This window comes from Pseudomonas sp. EL_65y_Pfl1_R83 (assembly GCF_963970695.1).
GTDB lineage: Bacteria > Pseudomonadota > Gammaproteobacteria > Pseudomonadales > Pseudomonadaceae > Aquipseudomonas > Aquipseudomonas tritici.
Genome location: NZ_CAXAQI010000022.1, coordinates 42,886 through 66,217, shown reverse-complemented (window position 1 = coordinate 66,217; position 23,332 = coordinate 42,886). Strand labels below are relative to the sequence as shown.

Here is a 23,332-nt window from a genome sequence, read left to right as displayed (position 1 = left end):
GTTAAGAGGACGTCTGAAACAGGCCTGAGACCGAAGATTGAAAAGGTTGCAGCGTCGTGATGCGCGCCTGGCCCAGCACCCAGGCAAACCCTGAATACATCATGAGCAAAACGGCCAGTACGCAGATTGCGACCCACGTGGCGGAGACGATGCGTATCCGTGCCCCGGATGCCCTCCCCGCCGCTGGCGAAAGGGATACCGGCAGCCGGTCGCCTCGAACATGCCTGATCTGGCGGTACACAGCATCGTGTACCGTTTCCAGTTGCGCCCTTCCACGCTCCATAACGCGGTATTTACCTTCAAACCCCAACGCCAGGCACAGGTACATAAGCTCCAGCATGGCCACATGCTTGACGGGATCGCGGGACAAACGCTCCAGCAACTGGAAAAACTTTTCCCCCCCGAAGGTTTCGTTGTGAAAGCGGCTCAGCAGGCTCCTCTTTGACCAGTCGCTGCGACTCCCCCACGGCGTGGTGACGACAGCCTCATCAATGACGCTGCACAGCACATAACGCGCCGACATCACCTGACTGTGCTCTGCCCCCAGGTGCAAGGCATGGGTCTCAAACGCGTTGACGCCCGCTGAAAGCTGGTCATTGAGCGCCTGCAGGCTGTCCCGACCGGAACTGACCTTGAGCTGGACAACCTGCGACAGAAGGTCCCAGGCCGCTGCCATCAGGATGTTGGCACCCATTTTGAAGTTCTGTGCCCCCTGCAGGTGGGCGGCATAAATCATTCGGTCTTCCAGTTGCTCGAAGCGGGGCGGCGATGGGAAGTCCGTAACTGGCCCCTGCGCCGGGCCGAGCCCGTCGCGGTCAAGCAGCACGGTTTTTTCGTCCTGCGGGTATTCACTGTCCATAGTCATGGTGTTCAGTTCCTGATAGCCCAGAAGTTAAGTTCCAGCTCGGCGAATTCGCCGCTGGCGTGGAAGGCAAAACCACCCGATTGCTCCAACTGCGCGATGTCACGGGGGCTGAGTTCGAGCATGAAATAGGTCTTGCCGGCATGAAACGGGATCTGCCTCGGCGCCACCGGCAGCGGTGTGACCTTGATGCCGGCAAGGTGCAGGTTCACCAGCTCGCGGATACGTTCCACGGGCCCGATCTTCAGATGCGCCGGTAGTCGATGACGCAGCTCCTCCGTATCGCACTGGGCGGTGGCCGCTAGAATGAACGTCGCGGCGCCCAACAATTTGAGATCGCTTACCGGACAGACCAGCACCCCGTATTGACGTTGTTGCAGCGGCAGCTCGATGGCCTGTTGTTCCAGCACCAACGACAACACGCTGCGAAGGCCTTCCATCAGCCCGCGAAAGCTCGCCCCCTGATCGCCATGTCGATACTGCACCGCCAACTGCGCGCGTTTGTTGTCGCTGGCGAACGTCGACAATTCGCCGAGAATCGACAGAAGCTCCCGATATAACGCCTCCGGGCGCACCTGGGGCTGACTCAGGTAGTGACGCAATATCAACTCAGCACGATTGATCAGTTGCAGCATAAGAAAGTCACCGACCTGCGCCCCTGCAGAGGTGCCACTGGCCTGGATGCGCGCGGCAATCGCATCGCCACGGGTCGCCAGCAGGCTGATCACCTCCTTGATGCATGACGACACATACCCCGAGCCCTGGAGATAGATGAACGTCGGTACAAAATCCGCATCCAGCCTCACGCCGCCTTCATGGGTGGAGTCCTGCACTTGGGCGACCTGGAGTTTCACGTAGCACGGATCGCTGGGTCCCTCCCCCAGCATCAGGCGCAAATCCGGGCGTGCACAGTTGATCTGGCAACGTGAATCGACGCCGGCATTCGAGTCTCCGATTTCCGTTTCACAGGCAACGTAGCGCGCCAGGACATCGCCTTGCTCCCTTGTGCGCACTTCAACCTGATTCTCCGTCGCCAGCGGCAAAGCCAAGTACACGGCCTGCCTGCCCGCATTGGCAGGTACCTGCAACACCAAAGGTTCCATCGCGCCGCTCAGCTCGAACAGACTGCCATCCGGCAACACACCGCTGGCCTGGTTGACAACCACCTTGCCCAGGTTGAGGTACTGCACATCGACGTCCAAGCTCAGGAAACCCCAGGCATCACCGCTCAGCAGGCGGGTACGGTTGAGTTGTCGATGGTAGTACCGGTCGTTGTGCTGCAAGTGCTGGGGCCTTAGCAGCATGCCCTCCTGCCAGATAACGTTATGGATCTGCATCTCAATCCTCCGCCCTGTCAGTGTGAGGCGCTGCCATCCGGATACCCGTCTGGTCCAGCACGATTTCGGCCCGGGTCAGTTGCCCCGGGCCCACGGGCAACACCAACCGCCATTGCACGTGAGACAAGTCGCGATAGGCCGCCAGCACGCCGACATAACGGCTGTGCGGCTCAACGCTGAGCTTGAGCGTCATCTGTTCGCCGGGCCGCAATTCCAACTCCTCGCTGCTCACCCAATCCTTGGGCAGTGCCTGCTCGGCCCGGCTGTAGAGGCTGAAAAAATCGGCGTTTTCAAAGGCCACGGGGTGCCGCAGCTCAAGCAGTCGCACCACCACCGGTGACGGACGCCCGTGAAGGTCAGGATTGACCTTGTCGCTGGCCGTCAATCTCAGGTCCAGTTTGGTCAGGGTTGAAAACGGTGAGAGGCTGCTACAGCCGGCCAACAGGGCAAGCGCTAACAGCATTGATGTAACAGCAACTCGATACATGAACATCATCCTGGGTAACCGGCGTGCAAGGTAGAGACCAGGCGCACCTGCTCCTCGTAGGCCTTGGAAAAGTCATTACGCAACAACTGCTCGCCCAGAGGTTCCTCGACAGTCAGCCGTCGATAGTGGCGCTGGTACGCTCGCCAATGGGCACCATCTGTAAGGAACCTGGGAGGCTTACCCTCACGCTCGAAGCACAGCAGCAGGTGCCCAGGTGCAAAGGCTGCCAATGCACCCCGTACGGCGGCCTGGCAAGCCACGACCAAGGCCAGTTGGTGAACTTGCAACTCGCGGTACACCTGAGCGACTGCCTGCTCGGCAGAGAGGCGATTCGACTCATCAGCGCCCAGCAACAACGTCATGGCTGCGTGGCTGTCGGCACACGTTTTCAGTGGGTTATGGGTATTGAGCAGCGGGTCGGCCAACGCCCCATCGATCTCACTGTTAAGTTCATCACGGGTTCGTAGGCTTTGCTGCAAGCCTTCGATGGTGTGCCTGAGCAGGCCCGCCGCCCTTATCGCCAGGGCTTCGCGACCCTGCATATCAAGCGTGTCCACCTGCAGGCCCAACGCTTGCGCGAACTGCGACCAGAACGTTTCCAACGCGGCAGGTGCGGCGGTGATGGGCTCGGGAGAGATCACCTCCCTGGCCGGCTCAGCCCACGTCGGTACGACCAAGTGATCGCGGTCCACAGTCCCCTGACATAGCGATTGGGCGGCTGTCGGCGTTGACGTGCGCAAAGCGTCCTGCTGTGCGGATGAATCGTCGTGAAGGTGATCGCGATCCAGTGTTTGGAGAGGGTCAAGCCCCAGGTACGCATCGTCTGGAATCGCGTCATCACGCGCCAGGGCCTGCCGGTCATGTGCCATCAGCCGGGCGCGAATATCCAGCCTGCCCAACTGGTACACATCACCATCACTGATCAGCCGGGCCTGGCCCTTGCAAAAACGCTCCATGCCTCCTGACACACCGATACCGTTGCTGCTGATATCGGTCAGGAAATAGCAACCTTCTCGATAACTGACCAAGCCGTGGTGGCTGGAAATCAAGCGACTGGCATCAGGGATGACCCAGTCACAGCCTGTCCCACGGCCGATCACGCCGCCGACACCATCAAACGTCTTGCGAGCAGGCGACGCACCGCTTGCGGTACTGCAGACTTCAAACACTAATTGCATCGCAGCGCTCCTTTCTGCTCACTGCCCACGACGGACCGCCTGGGGATCACCCAGCGGACGGTAGTCGGCATCATCAAATACATAATTGGCGTTGCAGCCGCTCAGCAAACACAGCACAAGCACCAGGGCTTGCCACGGATGAAAAGGCATCAGGTATCTCCCATGAAAGTAAGGGCCTACACGCTCCCAAATCAGCACTCCTCGCGAACATCGCCAACGGGGATCTTCAGGCGCGCGAGCCGGTAGAGCAGCGTGCGCCGTGCGACGCCCAACTCGCGCGCAGTACGGGTGCGATTGCCACGGTTCTTGTGCAAGCAATCGATCAGGAATACCCGCTCTACCCGCTCCAGGCGTTGGCGCAACGTTGTATCAATGGGCTCATTGGTGGGTGGCACAGACAAGGACAGGTGCGCCGGCAGGATCACACCGTCATCACAGAGCAGTACCGCACGCTCCACCAGGCATTTGAGTTCACGGACATTGCCGGGGAAGGTGTGACTCGACAGTTGATCGAGGGCTGCGTTGGACCACGCCACCGCTTCGCGTCCAAGCGCAGCAGAAGCCTTTTGCGCGAATTCCCGCGCCAGCAGCAACACATCGCCGTCGCGCTCGCGCAGGGGCGGCAACTCGATGGGAAACTGCGCCAGCCGGTAATAAAGGTCTTCACGGAAACTGCCTTGAGCCACCATCGCGCCTAGGTCACGGTGAGTCGCGGCGATGATGCGCACATCAACCTTGTGTGCCGCACTCGCGCCCAAGGGGCGGACTTCACCTTCCTGCAACACCCGCAACAATTTGGCCTGCAGCGACAGTGGCATATCGCCGATTTCGTCAAGTAGCAGCGTGCCACCGTGCGCCGTGTCAAACAGCCCGGCATGGTTGCGCTCAGCCCCTGTGAAAGCGCCTTTGCGATAGCCGAACAGTTCACTTTCCAGCAGCCCTTCGGGAAACGCTGCACAATTCTGCACCACGAAAGCTTTGCCGCTGCGCGGCCCCGCAGAATGGATCGCTCGCGCCACCACCTCCTTACCGGTGCCCGTCTCGCCGCGCAGCAATACGGTGTAGGGGGTATGCAGAACCTTGCCGATCAGGCGATACGTTTCATCCATGGCCGTACTGCTGCCGATCAAACCAAATGCCGTACGTGAGGGAAGCGTGCAGCCACTTGACCGGTTGAGGCTTTCTGAGGAGCACCTACGCCGCAACAAAGCCAGTTGCATCAAGGCAAAACTGCCCAGTTGGCCCAGGGAGGTGATGCAGTCGTGCAGATTTTTCCGGCACTGGCTGGCACACAGCAGCACGCCGTTGATAGCCCTGCCTCGGTTGAACAGCGGCACGCATGACAGCGCCCGCCAAGGCGTCGCCATCGCAGGCAGGAAGCCGCATTCGTAAACGCTGCCTGTGAGGTCTTCCAGGCTCAAGGCAGTTTGATGGCTAAGCACGTAGTGCAAGACCTGCTCATGCTGAAAGTCCTCCGTGCAGACCAGATCGCCGAGGCCAAGCACGTCGGGTAAATGCTGGGCGATCAGTTCAAGTCGGCCTGTGGATTCATCTCGCCAATACAATTGACTGAGTTCACACTGGCTCAGTTGCGCCACCGCCGCCACGCACAGCCCGGGCAAAGTGGCTTCGTCGCCATCAATTCCGAGGCGAATGAACCAGCCAAGCAACACATCGGCGTGGGCCAGGGGATGGGGTATCTGGGTGGACCGGTTGTCCCTCATTGGCTGAACTCACAGACTGGATAGCCGCTACCCGCAAGGTATGCATGCACATGGTCCAGGGATTCGCCCTGAGCCATGGCCTCCAGCAGCCGATCCACCACCTGCGGCAACAAATGGAGTTCGAGCCATTGGTCAATGTAACGAGCGCCGCTGTCGCTGTGGATACACTGCTCGGCCATGTGCGCAACCAACTCTGGCGTATAGCTGAATACCAACTTGCGCAGTTGCAACCTTTGCCCCAGTCGTTCCAGCTTGAGCCTTGCCAAGTCATACAGAACTTCACCCGTGACGGGGTAATACGGCACCACGCGCATCCGGGCCAGCAACGCAGGCTTGAAATGGTCGCGCAGCAGCGGATGGATCGCCTCTTGCAGCACCTGCACGTCAGGTCGCTGACCACCTGCGCACAGTTCACCAATACGCTCGCTGCCCAAGTTGGAAGTCATTAGGATCAAAGTGTTGCGGAAATCGATCTCCCGGCCTTCCCCGTCATTGGCCAGGCCCTTGTCAAAAATCTGATAGAACAGGTTCAACACTTCCGGATCGGCCTTCTCAACCTCATCGAGCAGCACCACCGAATACGGGCGTTGGCGCACGGCTTCGGTCAGCACTCCGCCCTCGCCAAAACCAACATAACCGGGTGGCGCGCCAATCAACCGAGACAGCGAGTGTTTTTCCTGGAATTCCGACATGTTGAGGGTGGTGACAAAACGCTCACCGCCATACAGCAGATCGCCGAGGGCGAGCGCAGTCTCGGTCTTGCCCACGCCACTTGGGCCGACCAGCAGGAATACACCGACCGGCGCGTCGGCTTTATTGAGCCCTGTGGCAACGGCGCGCAGATTGCGATCCAAGGCCCGCACCGCGTGTTCCTGACCGAGGATGCGCGAACGCAGCGCATCGGCAAAGCCCAGGACCCGCGCACTGGGCTCAAGTGCCAGTTGCTCAACCGGGATACCGGTCCAGGCGCTAATGACCTCAGCCACCAGGCGCGGGCACACCTGCTGCGCCACTGTTTTCTGTTCCAGCCAATGTTGCTCCAGATGCTGCCGCTCGCACTGCATGCCTTCCATGCGCAGGTTGAGCGCACGCAAGACTTGCTCATCGACGGTAAGCCCTTCGTCCCTGTCTCGGCTCAAAGCCTGGAGCTGCCGCGTGCCCTCTGCTTGCTCCGCGTACAGGCGTTGCAACGCGAGCGGCGCTGTTTCACGGCTGATCCTCAAGCGGGCGCAGGCGGTGTCCAGCACATCTACCGCTTTGTCGGGTAACTGGCGCCCGGCCAGGTAACGGGCACTCATTTTCGCCGCCGCCACCACCGCGTCGTCCCGCACATACACACCATGGCTGCGCTCATAGACCGACACCAGCCCGCGCAGGATCGAAATCGCCTGCTCGACACTGGGTTCGCCAACCATTACAGGCTGGAAACGCCGAGCCAATGCTGGATCTTTTTCGAAGTATTTCTTGTATTCCGACCAAGTAGTGGCGGCGATGGTACGCAGCTCGCCACGCGCGAGCGCCGGCTTGAGCAGATTGGCGGCATCCGACGCACCCGCCTGGGCACCAGCGCCTACCAACGTATGCGCCTCATCGATAAACAGGATCAGGGGCTTTGCCGAGGCGTTGACCTCGTCGATCAAGCCCTTGAGGCGCCGTTCGAACTCCCCCTTGATGCTTGCACCGGCCTGGAGCAGGCCCATGTCCAGAGTCAACACCCTCACATCTTGCAGAGGCGCCGGCACCTGGGCGCTCGCAACGCGCAGCGCGAGGCCTTCGACAACGGCCGTCTTGCCTACCCCGGCTTCGCCGACGAGTATTGGATTGTTCTTGCGCCGGCGCATCAGTATGTCGATCAACTGGCCGATCTCGGCATCGCGACACAACACCGGATCGATACGCCCTTCATGAGCCTGGCGTGTCAGGTCTTGGGTGAAGCGTTCCAGCAATGACTCATCCTGGCGCGCAGGATGAATTTCAGGCGCCTGACTGGACACGAAGCCATGTACACGCTGCGCATCCAATCGGCCTAGTAAACGCTGATAGCCACTTCCTGCGTGGTTTAGCGGGTGACGCAACAGTGCCAGCAATAGGGCGGCGTGATCGACCTCAGTCTGTCTCAGCTCGAGATGGGCAACCATCAGGGCCTGTTGGAGCCACTGCACAAGCGCCTGGGCAAACACTGGATTGCGCGAGGCACTCGACTCACCCTTGGGCTGCAGTGTGGCTTGCAGCTCGCCAACTTCGATACCCGCATCAGCCAATGCCCGTACAAGAAGGCCGTCGTGATGCTCCAGCAAAGTCAACAGCAGGTCTTCCACCAGCACTTCCTTGCCGTCGCGCATTACGCAGCGTTCAGCAGCGCGCTCCAAATCTCGGCGGGTCAGGGTAGTCAATGTCTGGATAAGTTGTTGCAGATCCACATTCATCATAATGATTCATCCCTAGTGAGCGCTGCTTGGCACCAGAACCACACCGTCGGCGCACTCATGTGCCAGCCAACTGGTCCAGCCGAGTCGACAAACGTTGTGTTCGCCAATGTGCAACGGCCTGATTTCTTCCTTGGCCAGTACGAGGCGTAGGTCATACGCCAAAGGATCCCGCGTGGTCAGCCGCACCAACGCACACAGCAGCGGGTAGTCCTTGCCAGTGGGTAAAAAACCTTGGAATGCGTGCCAGCCCAGGCCCTGCAAATGCACCCTGAACTTGCCACTACAGTCGGCGACACGACTTCCCAGTACCTGGTCATGGCCGAGCATGCTGTTCGCAACACCCAGCCGGTTTTTCTGCGAGTCGGCCGTCACTACCGTGCGCAAGACCCATTGTTCGATGAACAAGCGGCGGTGCTTGAAGTAGTAGCGCAGCACCGTCTCGATCATGGCTGCCGAATATGCCCGCAGGCTAAGCAACCCCAGGTAGGGCAACAGCCGCTTGCAGTCCAATTGCGCCGCATTGCGAATCTGCTGCCCTCTCAACCCGATCAACGCAAACATCTGCTCGGAAAAGGCATCGCGCGCGCCCGCCTGGAAACACGCCCGATAACGGTATTTACGCCAGATCGGCAGCATCAGTCGTTGCAGGCGGTGGTGAAACACGTCCAGGAAGTCTCGCGTAGTGTTGCCCCCTACTTCATCGGCACAGGCCTGCTCGCCGTAAAACGCAGGCAATGGCGATCCCGCACCGCACAAGCCCAACACGTTGAGGCGAAGACGCGCACGTAACTGATCGTGCTCGATAAAAAACTCCACCCGGTCAATATCGTGACCGGGAAAACCAAGGCCGGGGTTGGCCTGAAAGTCCAACAGGTCATACAGCGCGTCGTCGTCCAACAACGGATGAGCATCGCGCAGACGCTCGATCACCTGCAAAACCGCCTGGAACAGCGAATATTCGCGAATGACCCGGGACAGTTGCGTCAAAGCAGGGGCTGCTGCCCCATCCTTGGTGACCATAGGTACACGTCTCCTTGTGTGCTGATGACTCTTAATTCGTGATAGACATTGAGGCTGGCGTAGAGCGCGAAAAATTCGTTGAGCACCGAGGCGAACACGAATACCTCGCCCTGCCCCAAAAAGCCTTGGGGGTCGATGGTCAGATCGATTCGCACTCCGCGAAACGGCAAACCACGCAGCAATCGGTCGACAGCTGTATGGCTGACGGATCGCATCGCACCCAGCCTTCTCTCGCTGACCTTCTGTGCTTGTCGGTCGTGATAGCGGGGAAAGTCGTAGGTTTGGAGGATCACCTTCAGAGCATTGATGTCGCTCAATGACAGGTAGTTGAGCGACATGTTGCTGATAAGCCGCCACAGAAAATCCTGGTCCAGGGGCGGAGAAAAACTTGCTGTCGGTGCGCAGATATTGCGGAACGACAACCCCTCGGGCGTCTGCTCGCAAGGCTGATTTATATCGCCTACCTGCAACAGCCGAGGCAGGTTTTGATTGGTGCAGGTCAATTCGATCGACAGCGTCTGTGGCTCCAGCGCCAGCCCGTTACCAAAGCCAAGCCAGGTATCGAGCCCCGTATGCTGAGACGACGTCCGCTGGCGAATGCTGTAACTCGGTGCGCCTTGCGAAAGGTCAGTATCGCCATCATGCTCGAAGGACTCGAAGGGTACGTAGGTCTGATATCCGAGCCCCCCAGGCTGCCAACCGGTGACACTGTCTACGGAAAACACGCTAGCGTTCTCTCGTGAATACTCGCCGGGAACCAGCAGGTATTCGTCTTGTTTGCCATCCAGGCGAATCGGCACGGCGTCATGCGTGAACAAGTTGACGATGGGCGTGCAGTACAGCTTCACGTTATCCAGGGTAGGCACCTGGGATTCACGCGATGGATTGCGCAATTCGAATCGCAACATCACACCGTACAGTTGCTTGAGCAATGCACCGGGCAAACTGCGCATTACCTCCAGGCCACCCACATCGACAAACAGGTACTTGTCGGGAAAGGCAAAGTACTCCTGCAGATGGCGATACCCGCGAAAAGTGTTCGACGGATACGGAATCAACGCCTGCTCCTCACTGAACCCCACGGGTTGTACCCGGTCGGCGCTCAATCGCAGCGATATTGCCTGACCATCAACCCCCTCGAGCGGCAGGCCATCGCGGCCCAAAGGCAGCAACTCGATACCTTCAAGATGACGCAACAGGCTAAGGTAGAGCTCCTGGCTGATGTAGCGATCTCCCGTCAGATGCAGGCGTAAATGATCGAAGGTCGATTCACAAAAATTTCCTTCGCCGCTCACGTCCAGGCGTAGGCTCAAAATCGCACACGCTGCTTGGCAGCTGTACTCCAGCGCGCTCAGTCGCAGCGGTAGAACCTGCGTGGCGTAACAGGTACGAAAACGGCATCGTTCGTCGTTGACTGGGGCGCTTTCGACCGGTGTATCCCGTGCGACCCACACACCAGGGCCGGATTGTTTCAAGGGGTCGAATTGCAGGATGCTGAACGCGGGCATCGGTCGCATGTAGTTCGGCCAAAGCAAATGCATCAGCGAATGCGTCAGTTCAGGAAGCTCGTCATCCAGCTTCTGCCGCAGGCGCCCCGTGAGAAACGCAAAGCCCTCCAGCAAACGCTCTACATCCGGGTCCTGGCCTGACTCTGCGAGAAAGGGAGCAAGCGCCGGATTGCGTTCGGAGAACCGCCGTCCAAGCTGGCGCAACGCACTGAGCTCGCTTTGGTAATAACGGTTAAACGACATCCGGCATGACCTCTACACGACCGGTGTCACATAGCCGCGCGGTGAACACCACGGGCTGCCGGGTACCCTTGACCATCAGCGTGGCTTCGATAGCGAACGCCAGGGCCAATGGGTCATGATCCCGCGGCAGCGTTGTGACCCGCACATGCTTCAAGCGCGGCTCGTAGGCTCGGATAAATCGCTCGATCAACAGACGTGACTGACTCAATGATTCATGCAGGCTCTGATTCATATCATTGAGGTCGGGCAAACCGTAGTCCGGCAGCGTCTGTACGCTGCCTGCACGGATACTTAGCATTTTCCCGAGATGGATGGCGACGGATGTCACTCCACAGGCGGGGGCAGCCGCGAGGCGCTCGAAAAGGTTTTGGTGGTGGGGCATTCCCTGGCCTCTGCTCATTCTTTGTCGAGCTTGCCAACCAGGGACAGCGTGAAGTCTGCCCCCATGTACTTGAAGTGCGGCCGCACACTCAGGTTGACGCGATACCAGCCGGGCTCGCCGTCGACGTCACTGACAACAATGCGCGCTGCGCGCAAGGGGCGCCGCCCACGCACCTCGGCGCTAGGGTTTTCCTGGTCGGCCACGTACTGGCGAATCCATTTATTGAGTTCCAGCTCAAGGTCGGTGCGCTCCTTCCACGCCCCCAGTTGCTCACGCTGAAGGACCTTGAGGTAGTGGGCCAGTCGATTGACGACCATCATGTAGGGCAACTGGGTACCCAGGCGGTAATTCAGCTCGGCTTCCTTGCCCTCGGGACTGAGGCCAAAATATTTCGGCTTTTGTACCGAACTGGCGGAGAAAAACGCGGCATTGTCGCTTCCCTTGCGCATCGTCAAGGCAATGAAGCCCTCTTGCGCCAGTTCGTATTCACGACGGTCAGACACCAGTACTTCAGTCGGAATCTTGGTTTCGATTTCGCCCATGCTGTGGAAGTGATGCAAAGGCAAGTCTTCCACTGCCCCACCGCTTTGCGGGCCAATGATGTTCGGGCACCAGCGAAACCGCGCGAAACTGTCAGTCAGGCGCGTGGCAAAGGCGTAGGCAGTATTGCCCCACAGGTAGTGCTCATGGTTGTTGACCACGTTTTCATGGTAGGCGAAGGTCTTGACTGGACATTCAAGGGGATCGTAGGGCGTACGAAGCAGGAATCGCGGTACCGTCAATCCGACATAACGCGCGTCTTCGCTTTGGCGAAAGCTTTGCCATTTGGCGAATTGCGGGCCTTCGAAATGGTCCTTCAGATCTTTGAGGTCCGGTAAACCGGTGAAGCTTTCCAATCCGAAGAACGCCGGCCCGGCGGCAGCAATAAAAGGCGCATGGGCCATGCAAGCCACACTGGATGTGTACTGCATCAACTTTACATCGGGCGCGCTGGGTGACAGGAAGTAGTTGGCGATAATCGCCCCCACAGGCTGGCCACCAAACTGACCGTACTCTGCACTGTAGATATGTTTGTACAACCCGGACTGAGTCACTTCCGGTGAGTCTTCGAAGTCTTCCAGCAGGTCTTGGCGGGAGACGTTCAGCAGCTCGATCTTGATGTTCTCGCGAAAGTTGGTGCGGTCAACCAGCAATTGCAGCCCTTTCCAGGAGGCTTCCAGCGCCTGGAAGTCCGGGTGGTGCAAAATCTCGTCCATTTGCCGGCTGAGCTTTGTGTCGATCTCGGCAATCATGCGGTCGACCAAGCGTTTCTTGACGGGCTCGCCACGGTTTTGCGGCTTGATCAACTCTTCGATAAACGCTGAGACCCCGCGTTTGGCAATGCCATACGCCTCGTCGTCAGCACTCAGTAGTGTCTGCGCAACTATGTTGTCGAGGATGCTGTACTGGTCAGCGGTTTGTGCAGGTAGCGAGTGCTGTTGTGTCGTCATGTGGTCAGTGTCCTTTTACTGAAAAATGTCAGGTGTCGGGGCTGTCCAGCCCCAGTTCCGCCAATACCCGTGCGCGGGACTCGTCATCGGCCAGGGCCTGTTCGATAGCGTTGCGAAAGCTCGGGGTGTTGCCCAATGGTCCTTTTAGCGCCATAAGTGCCTCGCGCAACGCCATCAGCTTGTGCAGCTCGGGAACCTGTTCAACCAGGTTCGCGGGATTGAAATCCTTCATGGAATTAATGCCGACCTGAATGGACAGCTCCTCAACGTCTGCCTCCTCCTGCAGGCGGTTGGGCACGTTCAGCGTCAAGCTCAACGCCTGCTTGGCCAGCACGTCATCCAAAGTGTTCTTGTCGATCGCGATAGGCTTGCGATCTTCAAGCTTGCGCACATCCTCACGCTGGGTGAAATCGCCCAGTACCAACAATTTCAATGGCAGTTCGACTTCTTCCTGCGCGCCGCCGATGGCGGGTTTGAACGTGATATTGATCCGTTCCTTAGGGGCTACCGAAGCTTCTTTGGCCATGGTGTATCTCCTTTTTCAAGTGGCTCGAAAGCCTATTCAAGTACCGCTTCCAGATCGAAGAGGCACAGCCTGCGGTGGGCGTCTTCCTTGCGTTCGCGCACGGCGTGGTTTTGTGGCAGCAGATCGCAGCAGCGATACAAAAGCTGGGTGACTTGGAGGGCCAGCTCCGGCTCCCAGCGTTCAAGGCCTGTGCCTTGCAATTCGTGGTCGAGGTGTTCGAGTTGGATCTTCGCCAACTCATGTTTGCCGGCCTGTACACACAGGCGCGCCTGGGCCAGCCGCCAATAAAAACGCGCGCGATCACTGCGAGCGGCATGCATGCCTTGCTGGAGTTCATGGATGGCGGCCTTGAGCCCTTCCTTTAGCAGCCGGGGTGCCACGGCTTGCAAGGCGATCTCCCAGGGCTCGGCTTCGGCATCAACCACCGCTGTGGGTGATTCGGGCCTTTGTAGATGACGCGCAACCTGCAGCGTGATCCAGTCGCGCGTGACGGCATCGGCAAAAGGGGCGCCGTCGTAAAAGCGAAAAGCCGGCAGCTCCGGCAAGCGTTGCAACAACAGAGCGAAGGTCACTTCCAGCTCGGTCATGGCCTGTTCGGCCTGCAAGGCCTCCAGGCATTGCCAGAGCATGCGCAACCCATCGAACCAGAACATCGCACCGCAGAGACTGGCGTCGAGTTCAAGCACCAGGTCGGCGTGATGGCCTTGGGCAAAACGTTCGTGATAACGCTTGAGCTTGTCGGGGGCTGGCCCGCGCAAGGCAGTCACCCGCTCATTATCGGCATCCGGGTAGCTGGCGAGTGCCAGCCATGTCAATGTTCGATTCAGGCGCAGGGCGCGCAGGTCAGTAGCGTTCTGGCGCAACCACCAGGCACACAGGGAACGGGCTTGTTCCTGCAACGTACGCAGCAACTTGCTGGCGTCTTTTTCGTTGTCCACCACCGCTTCGGGTTTGAGCAATTGGCTGGTCGCCAGCTTGACCTGCGCAATGACGCCACTCAATCCCACCGCCGGGGTGTCGCCCTGCGCAGCCCGCTCCAATCGCTGGGCCAATTGCCTGCGTATCGGCAGCAGCAGCGGCGCGTCATCCCCCAAGTGCTTGGCCCACAGTTCATCGAGGCATATCAGGTGCTCAAGCACGGCACGGAATAGAGGCTGCTGGCTCTGCAGCGGCGGGCTCTGCATAAACAGGGGTTCAAGGCGCAACACCAACCATCCGAATGCCGCGCCGCGAGTGCGCGGTTTTTCAGGGTAGACCACCGACCAATGATGCTCGCAGAGATAACGCAGCAACCCGAGCCCGGCCAGTAAGCCTGGGAAGGATTCACGGTGGTGCAGCGCCCAGGTCAGCCAGACGGCCACCTTCAGATCCTTGGACTGCTGGCGTAACAGGATCTCGCTGGTTTCCAGGACCTTATGCCAATCGGGCTGGCCGTTGCCATGAATCGACTGCACCTTGGCCAGCTCTGATTCCAAGACTTCATACTCGCTTGAAAAGCGCATATCGCTGCCCGCAAAACGTGTTTGCGTACACGGCGACCGTGCAACTTCAAGCCAATAATCACAAAGCTCGTCCGAATAATACATTTGGCACCGCGCGCAACTAACCGAGAAAAAAGGCTAACTAATCACATTAAAACTGCGTATCAGAAAGCCATCTTTACTTTGCCGAAACCCCTGCAGAGCTCCCAAACCTTAGCCACGCCTATAACATTCAGCAAGCGACGGAATTACACTTAATCCTTTTCCTACAAACATCCTAAATCGAAGAATGCGCAGCTTTTTGCGCACTTAAACAACTGTAGGTGCTCGCCCTCTTCGAAAACTGTAAGGTTTACCAAGCGATCTACCTGAGCAACTAAATGCGCACCACTGCGCAATCAAATACCTTCCAAAGCAATTAAAAACCGCCTATCTCATAGAAACTCTATCCGCATATAAAGCCGCCCCCTACTTTTATTGGGCGACGTACTTTCAGGCACGCTTCTTGTTAGAGGTATTTGCCCAGCCGGCACAATTATCGGTTGGGGCTACCTCATTAATCAGGCAAGGAAACCCGTCATGCCAACACCCGCGTATCTCTCCATCACCGGTGTCAAACAAGGTTTGATTACGGCAGGCACGTTTACCCAGGACTCGGTAGGTAACATTTATCAGGAAGGCCATGAGGACCAGATCCTGGTCCAGGCCTTTGCTCATCAGGTGATCATTCCCCGCGATCCGCAGTCGGGCCAGCCAACGGGACAGAGGGTCCACAAACCTTTGATGATCAGCAAGGTCTTCGATAAGTCTTCGCCATTGCTGTTCAGCGCATTGACCAGCGGCGAAGAGGTCAAGTGTCGGCTGGAGTGGTTGCGCACCTCGTCGGCCGGCACCCAGGAACACTACTTCACCATTGAGTTGGAAGGGGCGACCATCGTTGACATCCAGTCACGCATGCCCAATTGCCAGGACCCGGACAACGCCCATTTCACGCACCTGGAAGATGTGTACTTCACGTATCGCAAGATCGTGTGGACCCATGAAGTGTCCGGGACATCGGGGTCTGATGACTGGCGCAGCCCGGTTGCAGGCTAGATAGGATTGATACAGGAACGGCGCCAAGGAAGACGCCGTTCCTGCCAGCTGGCTATACCATCGCCAACGCATGCTTGCGCTTGGGCGCGCCAAACACGTGATCGATAGCGTCCAGGTCGTGCTCATCCAGTACCAGCTTGGCGGCTGCGGCGTTGAGTCGCACGTGCTCCGGGGTGACGGCCTTGGGTATCGCGATCACACCGTCCTGGCGCAACACCCAGGCCAGAGAAACCTGGGCGGGCGTAACCTCGTGGCGCCGCGCTATCTGCTTGAGGGTCGGGCTGGCTAACAACTCGCCACCCTGGGCGATCGGGCAGTACGCCATCAAGGGCAAGTGATGCTGTTGCCACCAGGGCAGCAGGTCGAATTCGATACCACGCTCCTCGATGTTGTAGAGCACTTGGTTGGTGGCGCAGGCTGGGGATGCGAGCTCCTGCAGGTCGGCTACGTCGAAATTGGAGACGCCCCACCGGCCAATCTTGCCGGCTTCGCGCAAGCGCTCGAAGGCGTCGACGGTTTCTTCAAGAGGATATTGGCCACGCCAGTGCAACAGATATAGATCAATGTAGTCCGTGCCCAGGCGCTGGAGGCTGGCTTCACAGGCACGGGGAACGCCTTTGTGACTGGCGTTGTGCGGGTAGACCTTACTCACAAGGAACACGTGGTCACGCCGACCGCGAATGGCTTCGCCGACGACTGTTTCAGCACCACCTTCGCCATACATTTCGGCAGTATCGATCAGGGTCATGCCCTCATCAATGCCCAGTTGCAACGCCGCGACTTCGGCGCGGTGCTGGTCGGGGTTTTCGCCCATGCGCCAGGTTCCCTGGCCGATGACAGGGACGGGAACGCCCGCCAGATCAATGGTACGCATGACAACCTCCTGATGAGTTCGCGGATTAACAGTGTGGCATTGACCGGACAAAAGGGTTCAATCGAAGTATGGTTAGCCTTTGCCAAGTCGCCAGGAAGAACCTGCAATGCTGTTTGTCGTCATGCTTGGGGGCAAGCACCCTCGCGCAAAGATTGAAGTGCACGATGTGATATTCGCTGTGGCCGACACGCTGGAAGCAGCCTACCCGCAATTGCGCGCCGACTGGTTCGGCAGCCCCAAGGGCGTGCATATCGATTCGTGGATGGCAGTGGACGGCGTCGACGGCTGGAAAGTCGAGATAAGCCACCTGGCACCGGCTGCCGGCGCGCATCACCTGTACTTCATCAACCTGGGTGGTTATGAAGCCAACAGCTTTGGCGAGGCTCACCACTACCTGCTGGTGGTCGCACGCAACAAGCAGGAAGCGATGAGCAAAGGCAAGCAACAGATGCTGCGTCACTGGTCCCAGGCCCATACTGACGCTGTGATGGATATAGACGACTGCCTCCCCATCGACCTGGTGGATGGCCGTTATCTGCACTTGGTACAAGGCCCGCATCGGCCCATCACCCAGCAAAACGACTATATCGTCCTGCTTTGAACGCTTATGAGCGCTACGCCGAAGCAGCTGAACAATGGATAGATGCCTACCCAGGTTTAGCGCAGCACCCAAAACCCAGTGGAACTTTGCCAGGAAATAACCGCCTGAATCCGGTACGCTCACCCTTTTACTCAAGGAGTTACTTCCCATGGCCAAAGCCACCGCCCGTCACATCCTCGTTTCCACTGAAGACAAGTGCAACGAACTCAAGGCCCAAATCGAAGGCGGCGCCGATTTCGCAGAAATCGCCAAAGCCAACTCCAGCTGCCCGTCCAGCCGCGACGGCGGCAACCTGGGGTCGTTCGGTCCAGGCCAGATGGTAAAAGAGTTCGACACTGTCGTATTCAGCGCCCCGGTCAACGCCGTGCAAGGCCCGGTGAAAACCCAGTTCGGCTACCACCTGCTGGAAGTCACCAGCCGCCAGGACTGATCCAGTCTGCGCTGATGCTATAAACAACGGCCCGCCTTTTGGTGGGCCGTTGTGCATGTGACGACTGGCGACGCTGATGCCGTTAGCGTACAAATCCCTTTTCTACTTCACACGGCGTTCAAGGCTGACAATGCGATTGGCTTTTTCCTACCTTTTTAGCTCGACGCTGGTCCTGTTGCTGACCAGCACCGCCCTGATTGCGGCACCCCAACCTTACCTTACGGTATACGGTGAACCGGCCAAGTACCCCGCGGGCTTTAGCCATTTCGACTACGCCAACCCGAATGCCCCCAAGGGCGGTAGCCTGCGCCGATCGGCGATCGAAATCGGGCGCTTCGACCATGTGCTGCCGTATATCGACAAAGGCATTGGTGTTTCCCAGGTCGATGGCTGGCTCTATGCGCCGCTGGCACAGCGCTCCCTGGATGAGCCCTACACGGTCTACGGCCTGGTCGCCGAGAACATGGAGCGCGCCGACGATGGCCTGTCGCTGCGCTTTTTCCTCAACCCCAAGGCACGCTTTGCTGACGGCAAGCCGATCACCGCCGAAGACGTGCGCTACAGCTTCGACCTGTTGATGACCCAAGGCAGCCTGCGCTTTCGCACGCTGTTCGCCGACGTCAAGCACGTCGAAGTCGAGGGCGAGCGCCAGGTGCGTTTTGACTTCTCCAGCAATGAAAACCGCACCCTGCCCCTGGACATTGCCACCCTGCCCGTCTTCCCGGAGCACTGGTGGAAAACCCGTGATTTCGCCAATGGTGGCGGTTACGAGGCCCCGCTGGGCAGCGGTCCGTACAAAATCAGCAAGATCGACTCCGGAAGCACCATCACCTTTACCCGCGACCCGAATTGGTGGGGCAAGGACTTGCCTGTCAGCCGTGGCCTGTACAACTTCGATCACCTGAGCCTGGAGTATTTCGGTGACACCGAAGTGGCCCGCCAGGTCTTGCGCGGCGGCGCCTATGATTTCAACCGCGAGTTTTCCGCCACCGGCTATTCCATCGGCTACAACGGCCCGGCCCTCGACGATGGCCGCTTGCAACGTGCGCATTTGGCCAAGCAGATGCCGCAAGCGGCCCAGGGTTATGTATTCAACGTGCAAAAACCGATGTTCAAGGACCGCCGCGTGCGCCAGGCGCTGGCGATGCTGTGGGACTTCGAATGGGCCAACCGGCAGATGATGCGCAACATGTACATCCGCCAGCAGAGCTTCTTCTCCAATAGCCCGCTGGCTGCCAGCCAGTTACCAAGCAAAGAAGAGCTGGCGATTCTCGAGCCCTTGCGCGGCCAGGTCCCCGACGAGGTCTTCACCCAGGTGTTCAAGGCGCCGGTGACCGATGGCAGCGGCATGATTCGCGACAAACAGCTGCAAGCCCTGGCCTTACTGGAAGACGCCGGCTGGAGACCTGAAGGCGATAAGCTGGTGAACGCCGAGGGCGAGCCACTGGCGTTCACATTCCTCAATACGCAGAACGGCCTTGAGCGTCTGCTGCTGCCGTACAAACGCAACCTGGCCCAGATCGGCATCACCTTGAATATCCGCCGTATTGACGCTTCGCAGTACGTGAATCGGATCATGACTCGGGATTACGACATGATCGTGATCGGCTTTCCCGTCACCACGTCGCCAGGCATGGAGCTTTACAACTACTTCGGCTCGGCTGCGGCCTATGACCCCGGCGCCAATAACTACATGGTGCTCAAGGATCCGGCCGTCGACACCTTGATCAAAGGCCTGGTCAAGGCCGACACCCAGGCGCAGATGCTCACCTACGCGCATGCCCTGGACCGGGTATTGCAATGGAATTACCTGTGGATCCCCAACTACTACCCACCGGGCACCTCGGCCGCGTGGTGGAACCGCTTCGGTCGCCCGGCCATCGAGGCGAAGAACGACGAAGCCCTGGAAACCTGGTGGGAAATCAGCCCCACGCCACTGACCAATGAACAAATGACAGCCGAGCTGAAAAAACGCGGAGGTTCGCGCTGATGTTTGCCTATATCGTGCGGCGCTTGTTGCTGATCATCCCGACGCTGGTGATCATCCTGCTGGTGAATTTCGTGATCGTACAGGCCGCCCCCGGCGGTCCGGTTGAGCAAGCCATCGCCCACCTGCAAGGCATCGGCGGCGGTGGCGTCGGTGGTTCATCCGGCGAAGGCATCAGCAGCGGTTCCCGCGCCAGTCGTGGCCTGGACCCGAAGTTGATCAAGGACATCGAAAAACAATACGGTTTCGACAAGCCCGCGCCGGAACGCCTGTGGCTGATGCTCAAGCGCTATGCCCAGTTGGATTTTGGTAACAGCTTCTTTCGCGGTAAAACAGTGATCGACCTGATCCTGGAAAAAATGCCAGTGACCATTTCCCTTGGTTTATGGGCAACGCTGATCACCTACCTGGTGTCGATCCCCCTGGGAATTCGCAAGGCCGTGCGCCATGGCAGCAGCTTCGATGTGTGGAGCAGCACCGCCATCGTCATTGGTTATGCAATGCCGGCGTTCCTGTTCGCGATGTTCCTGATCGTGGTGTTTGCCGGCGGCACCTCGCTGAACTGGTTCCCGGTGCGCGGGCTGGTCTCGGAAAACTTCGAAGAACTGAGCACCGTGGGCAAGATCGCCGATTATTTCTGGCACCTGGTATTGCCGGTAACGTCGTTGGTGATTGGCGGTTTCGCCACGCTGACGATCCTCACCAAAAACTCGTTTCTCAATGAAATCACGCGCCAGTATGTGGTTACCGCACGCGCGAAGGGCTTGAGCGAAAGACGCGTGCTGTACGGCCATGTATTTCGCAACGCCATGTTGCTGGTGATCTCGGGCATTCCCCAGGCGTTTATCAGTGTGTTCTTCGCCGGTTCCTTGCTGATCGAAGTGATCTTCTCCCTCGACGGCCTGGGCCGCATGAGTTACGAAGCCGCGGTATCGCGGGACTATCCGGTGGTATTCGGCTCGTTGTTTATCTTCACGTTGTTCGGCCTCTTGATAAAACTGATCGGTGACCTCTGCTACACCCTGGTGGACCCGCGTATCGACTTCGCCGCGAGGAACGCCTGATGCTTAATCTGTCTCCCGTTGCCCGTCGGCGTTTCGAGCGGTTCAAGAAGAACCGTCGCGGCTGGTGGTCGCTGTGGCTGTTTATCGGCCTGTTTATCCTGACCCTCGGCGGCGAGTTGATCGCCAACGACAAGCCCTTGGTGCTGAGCTTCAAGAACGAGCTGTATTTCCCGGTGTTCAAGCGTTACACCGAGCAGCAATTCGGTGGTCAGCTGCCGTTCCAGGCCGACTATCGCAGCGATTACGTGCAAAAGCTGATCAACCACGACGGCGGTTGGATGCTGTTCCCACCGATCCCGTTCAGCGATGACACGCCCAACTACGAGCTGACCCGCCCTGCCCCCAGCCCACCTTCAACGGTGAACTGGCTGGGCACCGATGACCAGTCGCGGGATGTGTTGGCGAGGGTGATCTTTGGCGCGCGGGTGTCGATCCTGTTTGCCTTGGCGCTCACGGCGATCAGCGCCGCCATCGGCATTGCGGCGGGTGCCTTGCAGGGCTACTACGGTGGCTGGGTGGATTTGATTGGCCAGCGCGTTCTGGAGGTGTGGTCCGGGCTGCCGGTGCTTTACCTGCTGATCATCCTTTCCGGCTTTGTCGAGCCGAATTTCTGGTGGCTGCTGGGGATCATGGCGCTGTTTTCCTGGCTGGCCCTGGTGGATGTGGTGCGCGCCGAGTTCCTGCGCGGGCGCAACCTGGAATACGTCAAGGCTGCACGCGCGTTGGGGTTGGGTGACGGCAAGATCATTCGCCGGCATATCCTGCCCAACGCGATGACCGCGACGTTGAGCTACCTGCCGTTTATCTTGACTGGGGCTATTTCGACCTTGAGCGCGCTGGATTTTCTGGGCTTTGGCATGCCGGCAGGCAGCGCGTCGCTGGGCGAACTGATCGCCCAGGGTAAACAGAACCTGCAAGCGCCGTGGCTGGGCCTGACGGCGTTTTTCACCTTGGCGCTGATCCTGTCGCTGCTGGTATTTATCGGCGAGGCACTGCGTGATGCCTTCGACCCCCGTTCGTGAGTGCTCCCGTATGAACCTGATCGAAATCCGCGACCTCAGCGTCGCGTTCAGTGGCCAGACCGTGGTGCGCAACCTGAGCCTGGATGTGCGCCCCGGTGAATGCCTGGCGCTGGTGGGCGAGTCGGGCTCGGGCAAGTCGGTAACGGCCCATTCAATCCTGCAATTGCTGCCCGAAGCGGGTACGCAAACCACAGGTTCGGTGAAGTATCGTGGCCAGGAATTGATCGGTGCCTCAGCGGCAACCCTGCAAAAGCTGCGCGGCAACCGCATTGCGATGATCTTCCAGGAGCCGATGACCTCCCTCAATCCACTGCACAGCATCGAAAAGCAGATCGGCGAAACACTGCTGGTGCACAAGGGCCTGGGCGGTAAGGCGGCGCAGGCGCGCATCCTCGAATTGCTTGAGCTGGTGGGCATCCAGAAACCCCAGGAGCGGCTCAAGGCCTACCCGCACCAGCTCTCCGGTGGTCAACGCCAGCGGGTGATGATCGCCATGGCCCTGGCCTGCGAGCCGGAGTTGCTGATCGCCGATGAACCCACCACCGCCCTGGACGTGACCGTGCAGCGCAAGATCCTGCTGCTGCTCAAGTCCTTACAGCAACGCCTGGGCATGTCGCTCCTGCTGATCAGCCATGACCTCAACCTGGTGCGCAGCATTGCCCAACGCGTGTGCGTAATGCGCGCCGGGGAGATTGTCGAACAGGCCGACTGCCAGACCCTGTTCAATTCGCCTCAGCACCCTTACAGCCGCCTGCTGCTGGATGCTGAACCGGCCGGTGATGCGCTGTGCAGCGATGAGCGCGAGACGGTGTTGCAGGTCGACGACCTGAGCGTGCAATTCCCGCTGAGCAGCGGCCTGTTTCGGCGCAAAACCTATCTGCGTGCGGTGGATGGCATCAGCCTCAGCGTGCAGCGTGGCAAGACCCTGGGGATCGTCGGCGAGTCTGGCTCGGGTAAATCCACCCTGGGCCAGGCGATCCTGCGTTTGCTCGATTCCACCGGCAGTATCCGCTTCCAGGGTGCAGCCCTCGACCCGCTGAATAACCAGCAAATGCGCCCATGGCGCAAGCAGATGCAGGTGGTGTTCCAGGACCCTTACGGCAGCCTCAGCCCACGCATGACCGTGGAGCAGATCATCAGCGAAGGCCTGGAAGTACACGCGCCGTGCAGCCTGGCCGACCGCGATGCGCAGGTGGTTCAGGTGCTCGAGGACGTGGGCCTTGACCCTGCTAGCCGCCACCGCTATCCGCATGAGTTTTCTGGCGGTCAGCGCCAACGTATCGCCATCGCCCGCGCCCTGGTGCTCAAGCCGGCGCTGATGCTGCTGGACGAACCCACCTCGGCCCTCGATCGTACGGTGCAGAAACAAGTGGTGGCACTTCTGCGTGAACTGCAACAGAAATACGGCCTGACTTACCTGTTTATCAGCCATGACCTGGCGGTGGTGCGCGCCATGGCCCACGACATGATCGTGATCAAGGACGGCAAGGTGGTGGAGGCCGGCGCGAGCCACCAGGTGTTTGATTCACCGCAGCATGCCTATACCAAAGAGCTTTTAGCAGCGGCGCATATTCCCTTATAGGCGTGCGCGC

At 59.1% G+C, this 23,332-nt stretch carries 21 protein-coding genes; 7 read left to right on the top strand and 14 right to left on the bottom strand.

The window, feature by feature from the left end:
• Position 1 precedes the first annotated feature (1 nt).
• Genes icmH through tssA form a run of 13 tightly spaced genes read right to left on the bottom strand, consistent with a single transcriptional unit; the run spans position 2 to position 14,772 of the window.
• Positions 2–865: a type IVB secretion system protein IcmH/DotU gene (gene icmH / locus AACY08_RS24970; protein WP_339471809.1), complete on the bottom strand. Its 864-nt coding sequence runs from the start codon at positions 863–865 to the stop codon at positions 2–4.
• A gap of 5 nt (positions 866–870) precedes the next feature.
• Positions 871–2,199 (bottom strand): type VI secretion system baseplate subunit TssK, encoded by a 1,329-nt coding sequence (gene tssK, locus AACY08_RS24965; protein WP_339471807.1) that lies wholly within the window; start codon positions 2,197–2,199, stop codon positions 871–873.
• Position 2,200: 1 nt separating this feature from the next.
• Complete coding sequence (gene tssJ / locus AACY08_RS24960; protein WP_339471805.1) at positions 2,201–2,686, bottom strand: type VI secretion system lipoprotein TssJ; 486 nt, start codon at positions 2,684–2,686, stop codon at positions 2,201–2,203.
• A 5-nt stretch (positions 2,687–2,691) separates the two neighbouring features.
• The gene (gene tagH / locus AACY08_RS24955; RefSeq protein ID WP_339471803.1) at positions 2,692–3,864 is read right to left on the bottom strand and encodes a type VI secretion system-associated FHA domain protein TagH; all 1,173 of its coding nucleotides are present in this window, start codon (positions 3,862–3,864) and stop codon (positions 2,692–2,694) included.
• An 18-nt stretch (positions 3,865–3,882) separates the two neighbouring features.
• The gene (locus AACY08_RS24950) at positions 3,883–4,014 is read right to left on the bottom strand and encodes a hypothetical protein (RefSeq protein ID WP_049712961.1); all 132 of its coding nucleotides are present in this window, start codon (positions 4,012–4,014) and stop codon (positions 3,883–3,885) included.
• Positions 4,015–4,055: 41 nt separating this feature from the next.
• Positions 4,056–5,588 carry a sigma-54 interaction domain-containing protein gene (locus AACY08_RS24945; protein ID WP_339471802.1) on the bottom strand — a complete coding sequence of 511 codons (1,533 nt, stop codon included), beginning with the start codon at positions 5,586–5,588 and terminating at the stop codon, positions 4,056–4,058.
• Positions 5,585–8,017: an AAA family ATPase gene (locus AACY08_RS24940; RefSeq protein ID WP_339471801.1), complete on the bottom strand. Its 2,433-nt coding sequence runs from the start codon at positions 8,015–8,017 to the stop codon at positions 5,585–5,587. The genes AACY08_RS24945 and AACY08_RS24940 overlap by 4 nt, the downstream gene beginning before the upstream one ends.
• Before the next feature lie 12 nt (positions 8,018–8,029).
• On the bottom strand, positions 8,030–9,037 hold the full coding sequence (gene tssG, locus AACY08_RS24935) for a type VI secretion system baseplate subunit TssG (protein ID WP_339471800.1): 1,008 nt from the start codon (positions 9,035–9,037) through the stop codon (positions 8,030–8,032).
• Positions 9,001–10,788, bottom strand: a complete 1,788-nt coding sequence (tssF, locus tag AACY08_RS24930; RefSeq protein WP_339471799.1) for a type VI secretion system baseplate subunit TssF — start codon at positions 10,786–10,788, stop codon at positions 9,001–9,003. The genes tssG and tssF overlap by 37 nt, the downstream gene beginning before the upstream one ends.
• A complete protein-coding gene (tssE, locus tag AACY08_RS24925) occupies positions 10,778–11,170 on the bottom strand; it encodes a type VI secretion system baseplate subunit TssE (RefSeq protein WP_339471798.1) in 393 nt (130 codons plus the stop codon). Before tssE ends, tssF begins: the two co-directional genes overlap by 11 nt.
• A gap of 14 nt (positions 11,171–11,184) precedes the next feature.
• Positions 11,185–12,660, bottom strand: a complete 1,476-nt coding sequence (gene tssC / locus AACY08_RS24920; protein ID WP_339471797.1) for a type VI secretion system contractile sheath large subunit — start codon at positions 12,658–12,660, stop codon at positions 11,185–11,187.
• A 28-nt stretch (positions 12,661–12,688) separates the two neighbouring features.
• The gene (gene tssB / locus AACY08_RS24915; protein ID WP_339471796.1) at positions 12,689–13,186 is read right to left on the bottom strand and encodes a type VI secretion system contractile sheath small subunit; all 498 of its coding nucleotides are present in this window, start codon (positions 13,184–13,186) and stop codon (positions 12,689–12,691) included.
• Positions 13,187–13,218: 32 nt separating this feature from the next.
• Positions 13,219–14,772, bottom strand: coding sequence for a type VI secretion system protein TssA (gene tssA / locus AACY08_RS24910; RefSeq protein WP_339471795.1), 1,554 nt, complete (start codon positions 14,770–14,772; stop codon positions 13,219–13,221).
• 474 nt (positions 14,773–15,246) lie between these two features.
• On the opposite strand from tssA, the gene AACY08_RS24905 reads away from it, so the two are divergent.
• Positions 15,247–15,762, top strand: coding sequence for an Hcp family type VI secretion system effector (locus AACY08_RS24905; protein ID WP_012724698.1), 516 nt, complete (start codon positions 15,247–15,249; stop codon positions 15,760–15,762).
• A 52-nt stretch (positions 15,763–15,814) separates the two neighbouring features.
• Here the strand turns inward: AACY08_RS24905 and AACY08_RS24900 are convergent, their stop codons facing one another.
• Complete coding sequence (locus AACY08_RS24900; protein ID WP_339471794.1) at positions 15,815–16,636, bottom strand: aldo/keto reductase; 822 nt, start codon at positions 16,634–16,636, stop codon at positions 15,815–15,817.
• A gap of 106 nt (positions 16,637–16,742) precedes the next feature.
• Here AACY08_RS24900 and AACY08_RS24895 point away from each other — a divergent pair, with 106 nt between their 5' ends.
• The 6 genes from AACY08_RS24895 to AACY08_RS24870 all read left to right on the top strand — a co-directional run bounded on the left by AACY08_RS24895 (position 16,743) and on the right by AACY08_RS24870 (position 23,322).
• Positions 16,743–17,237 (top strand): DUF1543 domain-containing protein, encoded by a 495-nt coding sequence (locus tag AACY08_RS24895; RefSeq protein WP_339471793.1) that lies wholly within the window; start codon positions 16,743–16,745, stop codon positions 17,235–17,237.
• A gap of 148 nt (positions 17,238–17,385) precedes the next feature.
• Entirely contained in the window at positions 17,386–17,667 is a 282-nt protein-coding gene (locus AACY08_RS24890) for a peptidylprolyl isomerase (RefSeq protein ID WP_339415882.1), read from the top strand.
• 130 nt (positions 17,668–17,797) lie between these two features.
• Positions 17,798–19,657, top strand: a complete 1,860-nt coding sequence (locus AACY08_RS24885) for an extracellular solute-binding protein (protein WP_339471792.1) — start codon at positions 17,798–17,800, stop codon at positions 19,655–19,657.
• On the top strand, positions 19,657–20,718 hold the full coding sequence (locus AACY08_RS24880; RefSeq protein ID WP_339471791.1) for a microcin C ABC transporter permease YejB: 1,062 nt from the start codon (positions 19,657–19,659) through the stop codon (positions 20,716–20,718). Before AACY08_RS24885 ends, AACY08_RS24880 begins: the two co-directional genes overlap by 1 nt.
• Positions 20,718–21,740: an ABC transporter permease gene (locus AACY08_RS24875; protein ID WP_339415879.1), complete on the top strand. Its 1,023-nt coding sequence runs from the start codon at positions 20,718–20,720 to the stop codon at positions 21,738–21,740. The genes AACY08_RS24880 and AACY08_RS24875 overlap by 1 nt, the downstream gene beginning before the upstream one ends.
• Before the next feature lie 10 nt (positions 21,741–21,750).
• On the top strand, positions 21,751–23,322 hold the full coding sequence (locus tag AACY08_RS24870) for an ABC transporter ATP-binding protein (protein ID WP_339471790.1): 1,572 nt from the start codon (positions 21,751–21,753) through the stop codon (positions 23,320–23,322).
• Positions 23,323–23,332: the final 10 nt, after the last annotated feature.

Bases quoted from the DNA above. Each gene is read 5' to 3' on its own strand.
- icmH (WP_339471809.1), bottom strand. From the start codon at position 865: ATGACTATGGACAGTGAATACCCGCAGGACGAAAAAACCGTGCTGCTT.
- tssC (WP_339471797.1), bottom strand. From the start codon at position 12,660: ATGACGACACAACAGCACTCGCTACCTGCACAAACCGCTGACCAGTAC.
- AACY08_RS24940 (WP_339471801.1), bottom strand. From the start codon at position 8,017: ATGATGAATGTGGATCTGCAACAACTTATCCAGACATTGACTACCCTG.
- tssF (WP_339471799.1), bottom strand. From the start codon at position 10,788: ATGTCGTTTAACCGTTATTACCAAAGCGAGCTCAGTGCGTTGCGCCAG.
- AACY08_RS24875 (WP_339415879.1), top strand. From the start codon at position 20,718: ATGCTTAATCTGTCTCCCGTTGCCCGTCGGCGTTTCGAGCGGTTCAAG.
- tssJ (WP_339471805.1), bottom strand. From the start codon at position 2,686: ATGTATCGAGTTGCTGTTACATCAATGCTGTTAGCGCTTGCCCTGTTG.
- AACY08_RS24870 (WP_339471790.1), top strand. From the start codon at position 21,751: ATGAACCTGATCGAAATCCGCGACCTCAGCGTCGCGTTCAGTGGCCAG.
- AACY08_RS24885 (WP_339471792.1), top strand. From the start codon at position 17,798: ATGCGATTGGCTTTTTCCTACCTTTTTAGCTCGACGCTGGTCCTGTTG.
- tssK (WP_339471807.1), bottom strand. From the start codon at position 2,199: ATGCAGATCCATAACGTTATCTGGCAGGAGGGCATGCTGCTAAGGCCC.
- tagH (WP_339471803.1), bottom strand. From the start codon at position 3,864: ATGCAATTAGTGTTTGAAGTCTGCAGTACCGCAAGCGGTGCGTCGCCT.
- AACY08_RS24950 (WP_049712961.1), bottom strand. From the start codon at position 4,014: ATGCCTTTTCATCCGTGGCAAGCCCTGGTGCTTGTGCTGTGTTTGCTG.
- tssB (WP_339471796.1), bottom strand. From the start codon at position 13,186: ATGGCCAAAGAAGCTTCGGTAGCCCCTAAGGAACGGATCAATATCACG.
- tssG (WP_339471800.1), bottom strand. From the start codon at position 9,037: ATGGTCACCAAGGATGGGGCAGCAGCCCCTGCTTTGACGCAACTGTCC.
- AACY08_RS24905 (WP_012724698.1), top strand. From the start codon at position 15,247: ATGCCAACACCCGCGTATCTCTCCATCACCGGTGTCAAACAAGGTTTG.
- AACY08_RS24895 (WP_339471793.1), top strand. From the start codon at position 16,743: ATGCTGTTTGTCGTCATGCTTGGGGGCAAGCACCCTCGCGCAAAGATT.
- tssA (WP_339471795.1), bottom strand. From the start codon at position 14,772: ATGTATTATTCGGACGAGCTTTGTGATTATTGGCTTGAAGTTGCACGG.
- tssE (WP_339471798.1), bottom strand. From the start codon at position 11,170: ATGCCCCACCACCAAAACCTTTTCGAGCGCCTCGCGGCTGCCCCCGCC.
- AACY08_RS24945 (WP_339471802.1), bottom strand. From the start codon at position 5,588: ATGAGGGACAACCGGTCCACCCAGATACCCCATCCCCTGGCCCACGCC.
- AACY08_RS24880 (WP_339471791.1), top strand. From the start codon at position 19,657: ATGTTTGCCTATATCGTGCGGCGCTTGTTGCTGATCATCCCGACGCTG.
- AACY08_RS24900 (WP_339471794.1), bottom strand. From the start codon at position 16,636: ATGCGTACCATTGATCTGGCGGGCGTTCCCGTCCCTGTCATCGGCCAG.
- AACY08_RS24890 (WP_339415882.1), top strand. From the start codon at position 17,386: ATGGCCAAAGCCACCGCCCGTCACATCCTCGTTTCCACTGAAGACAAG.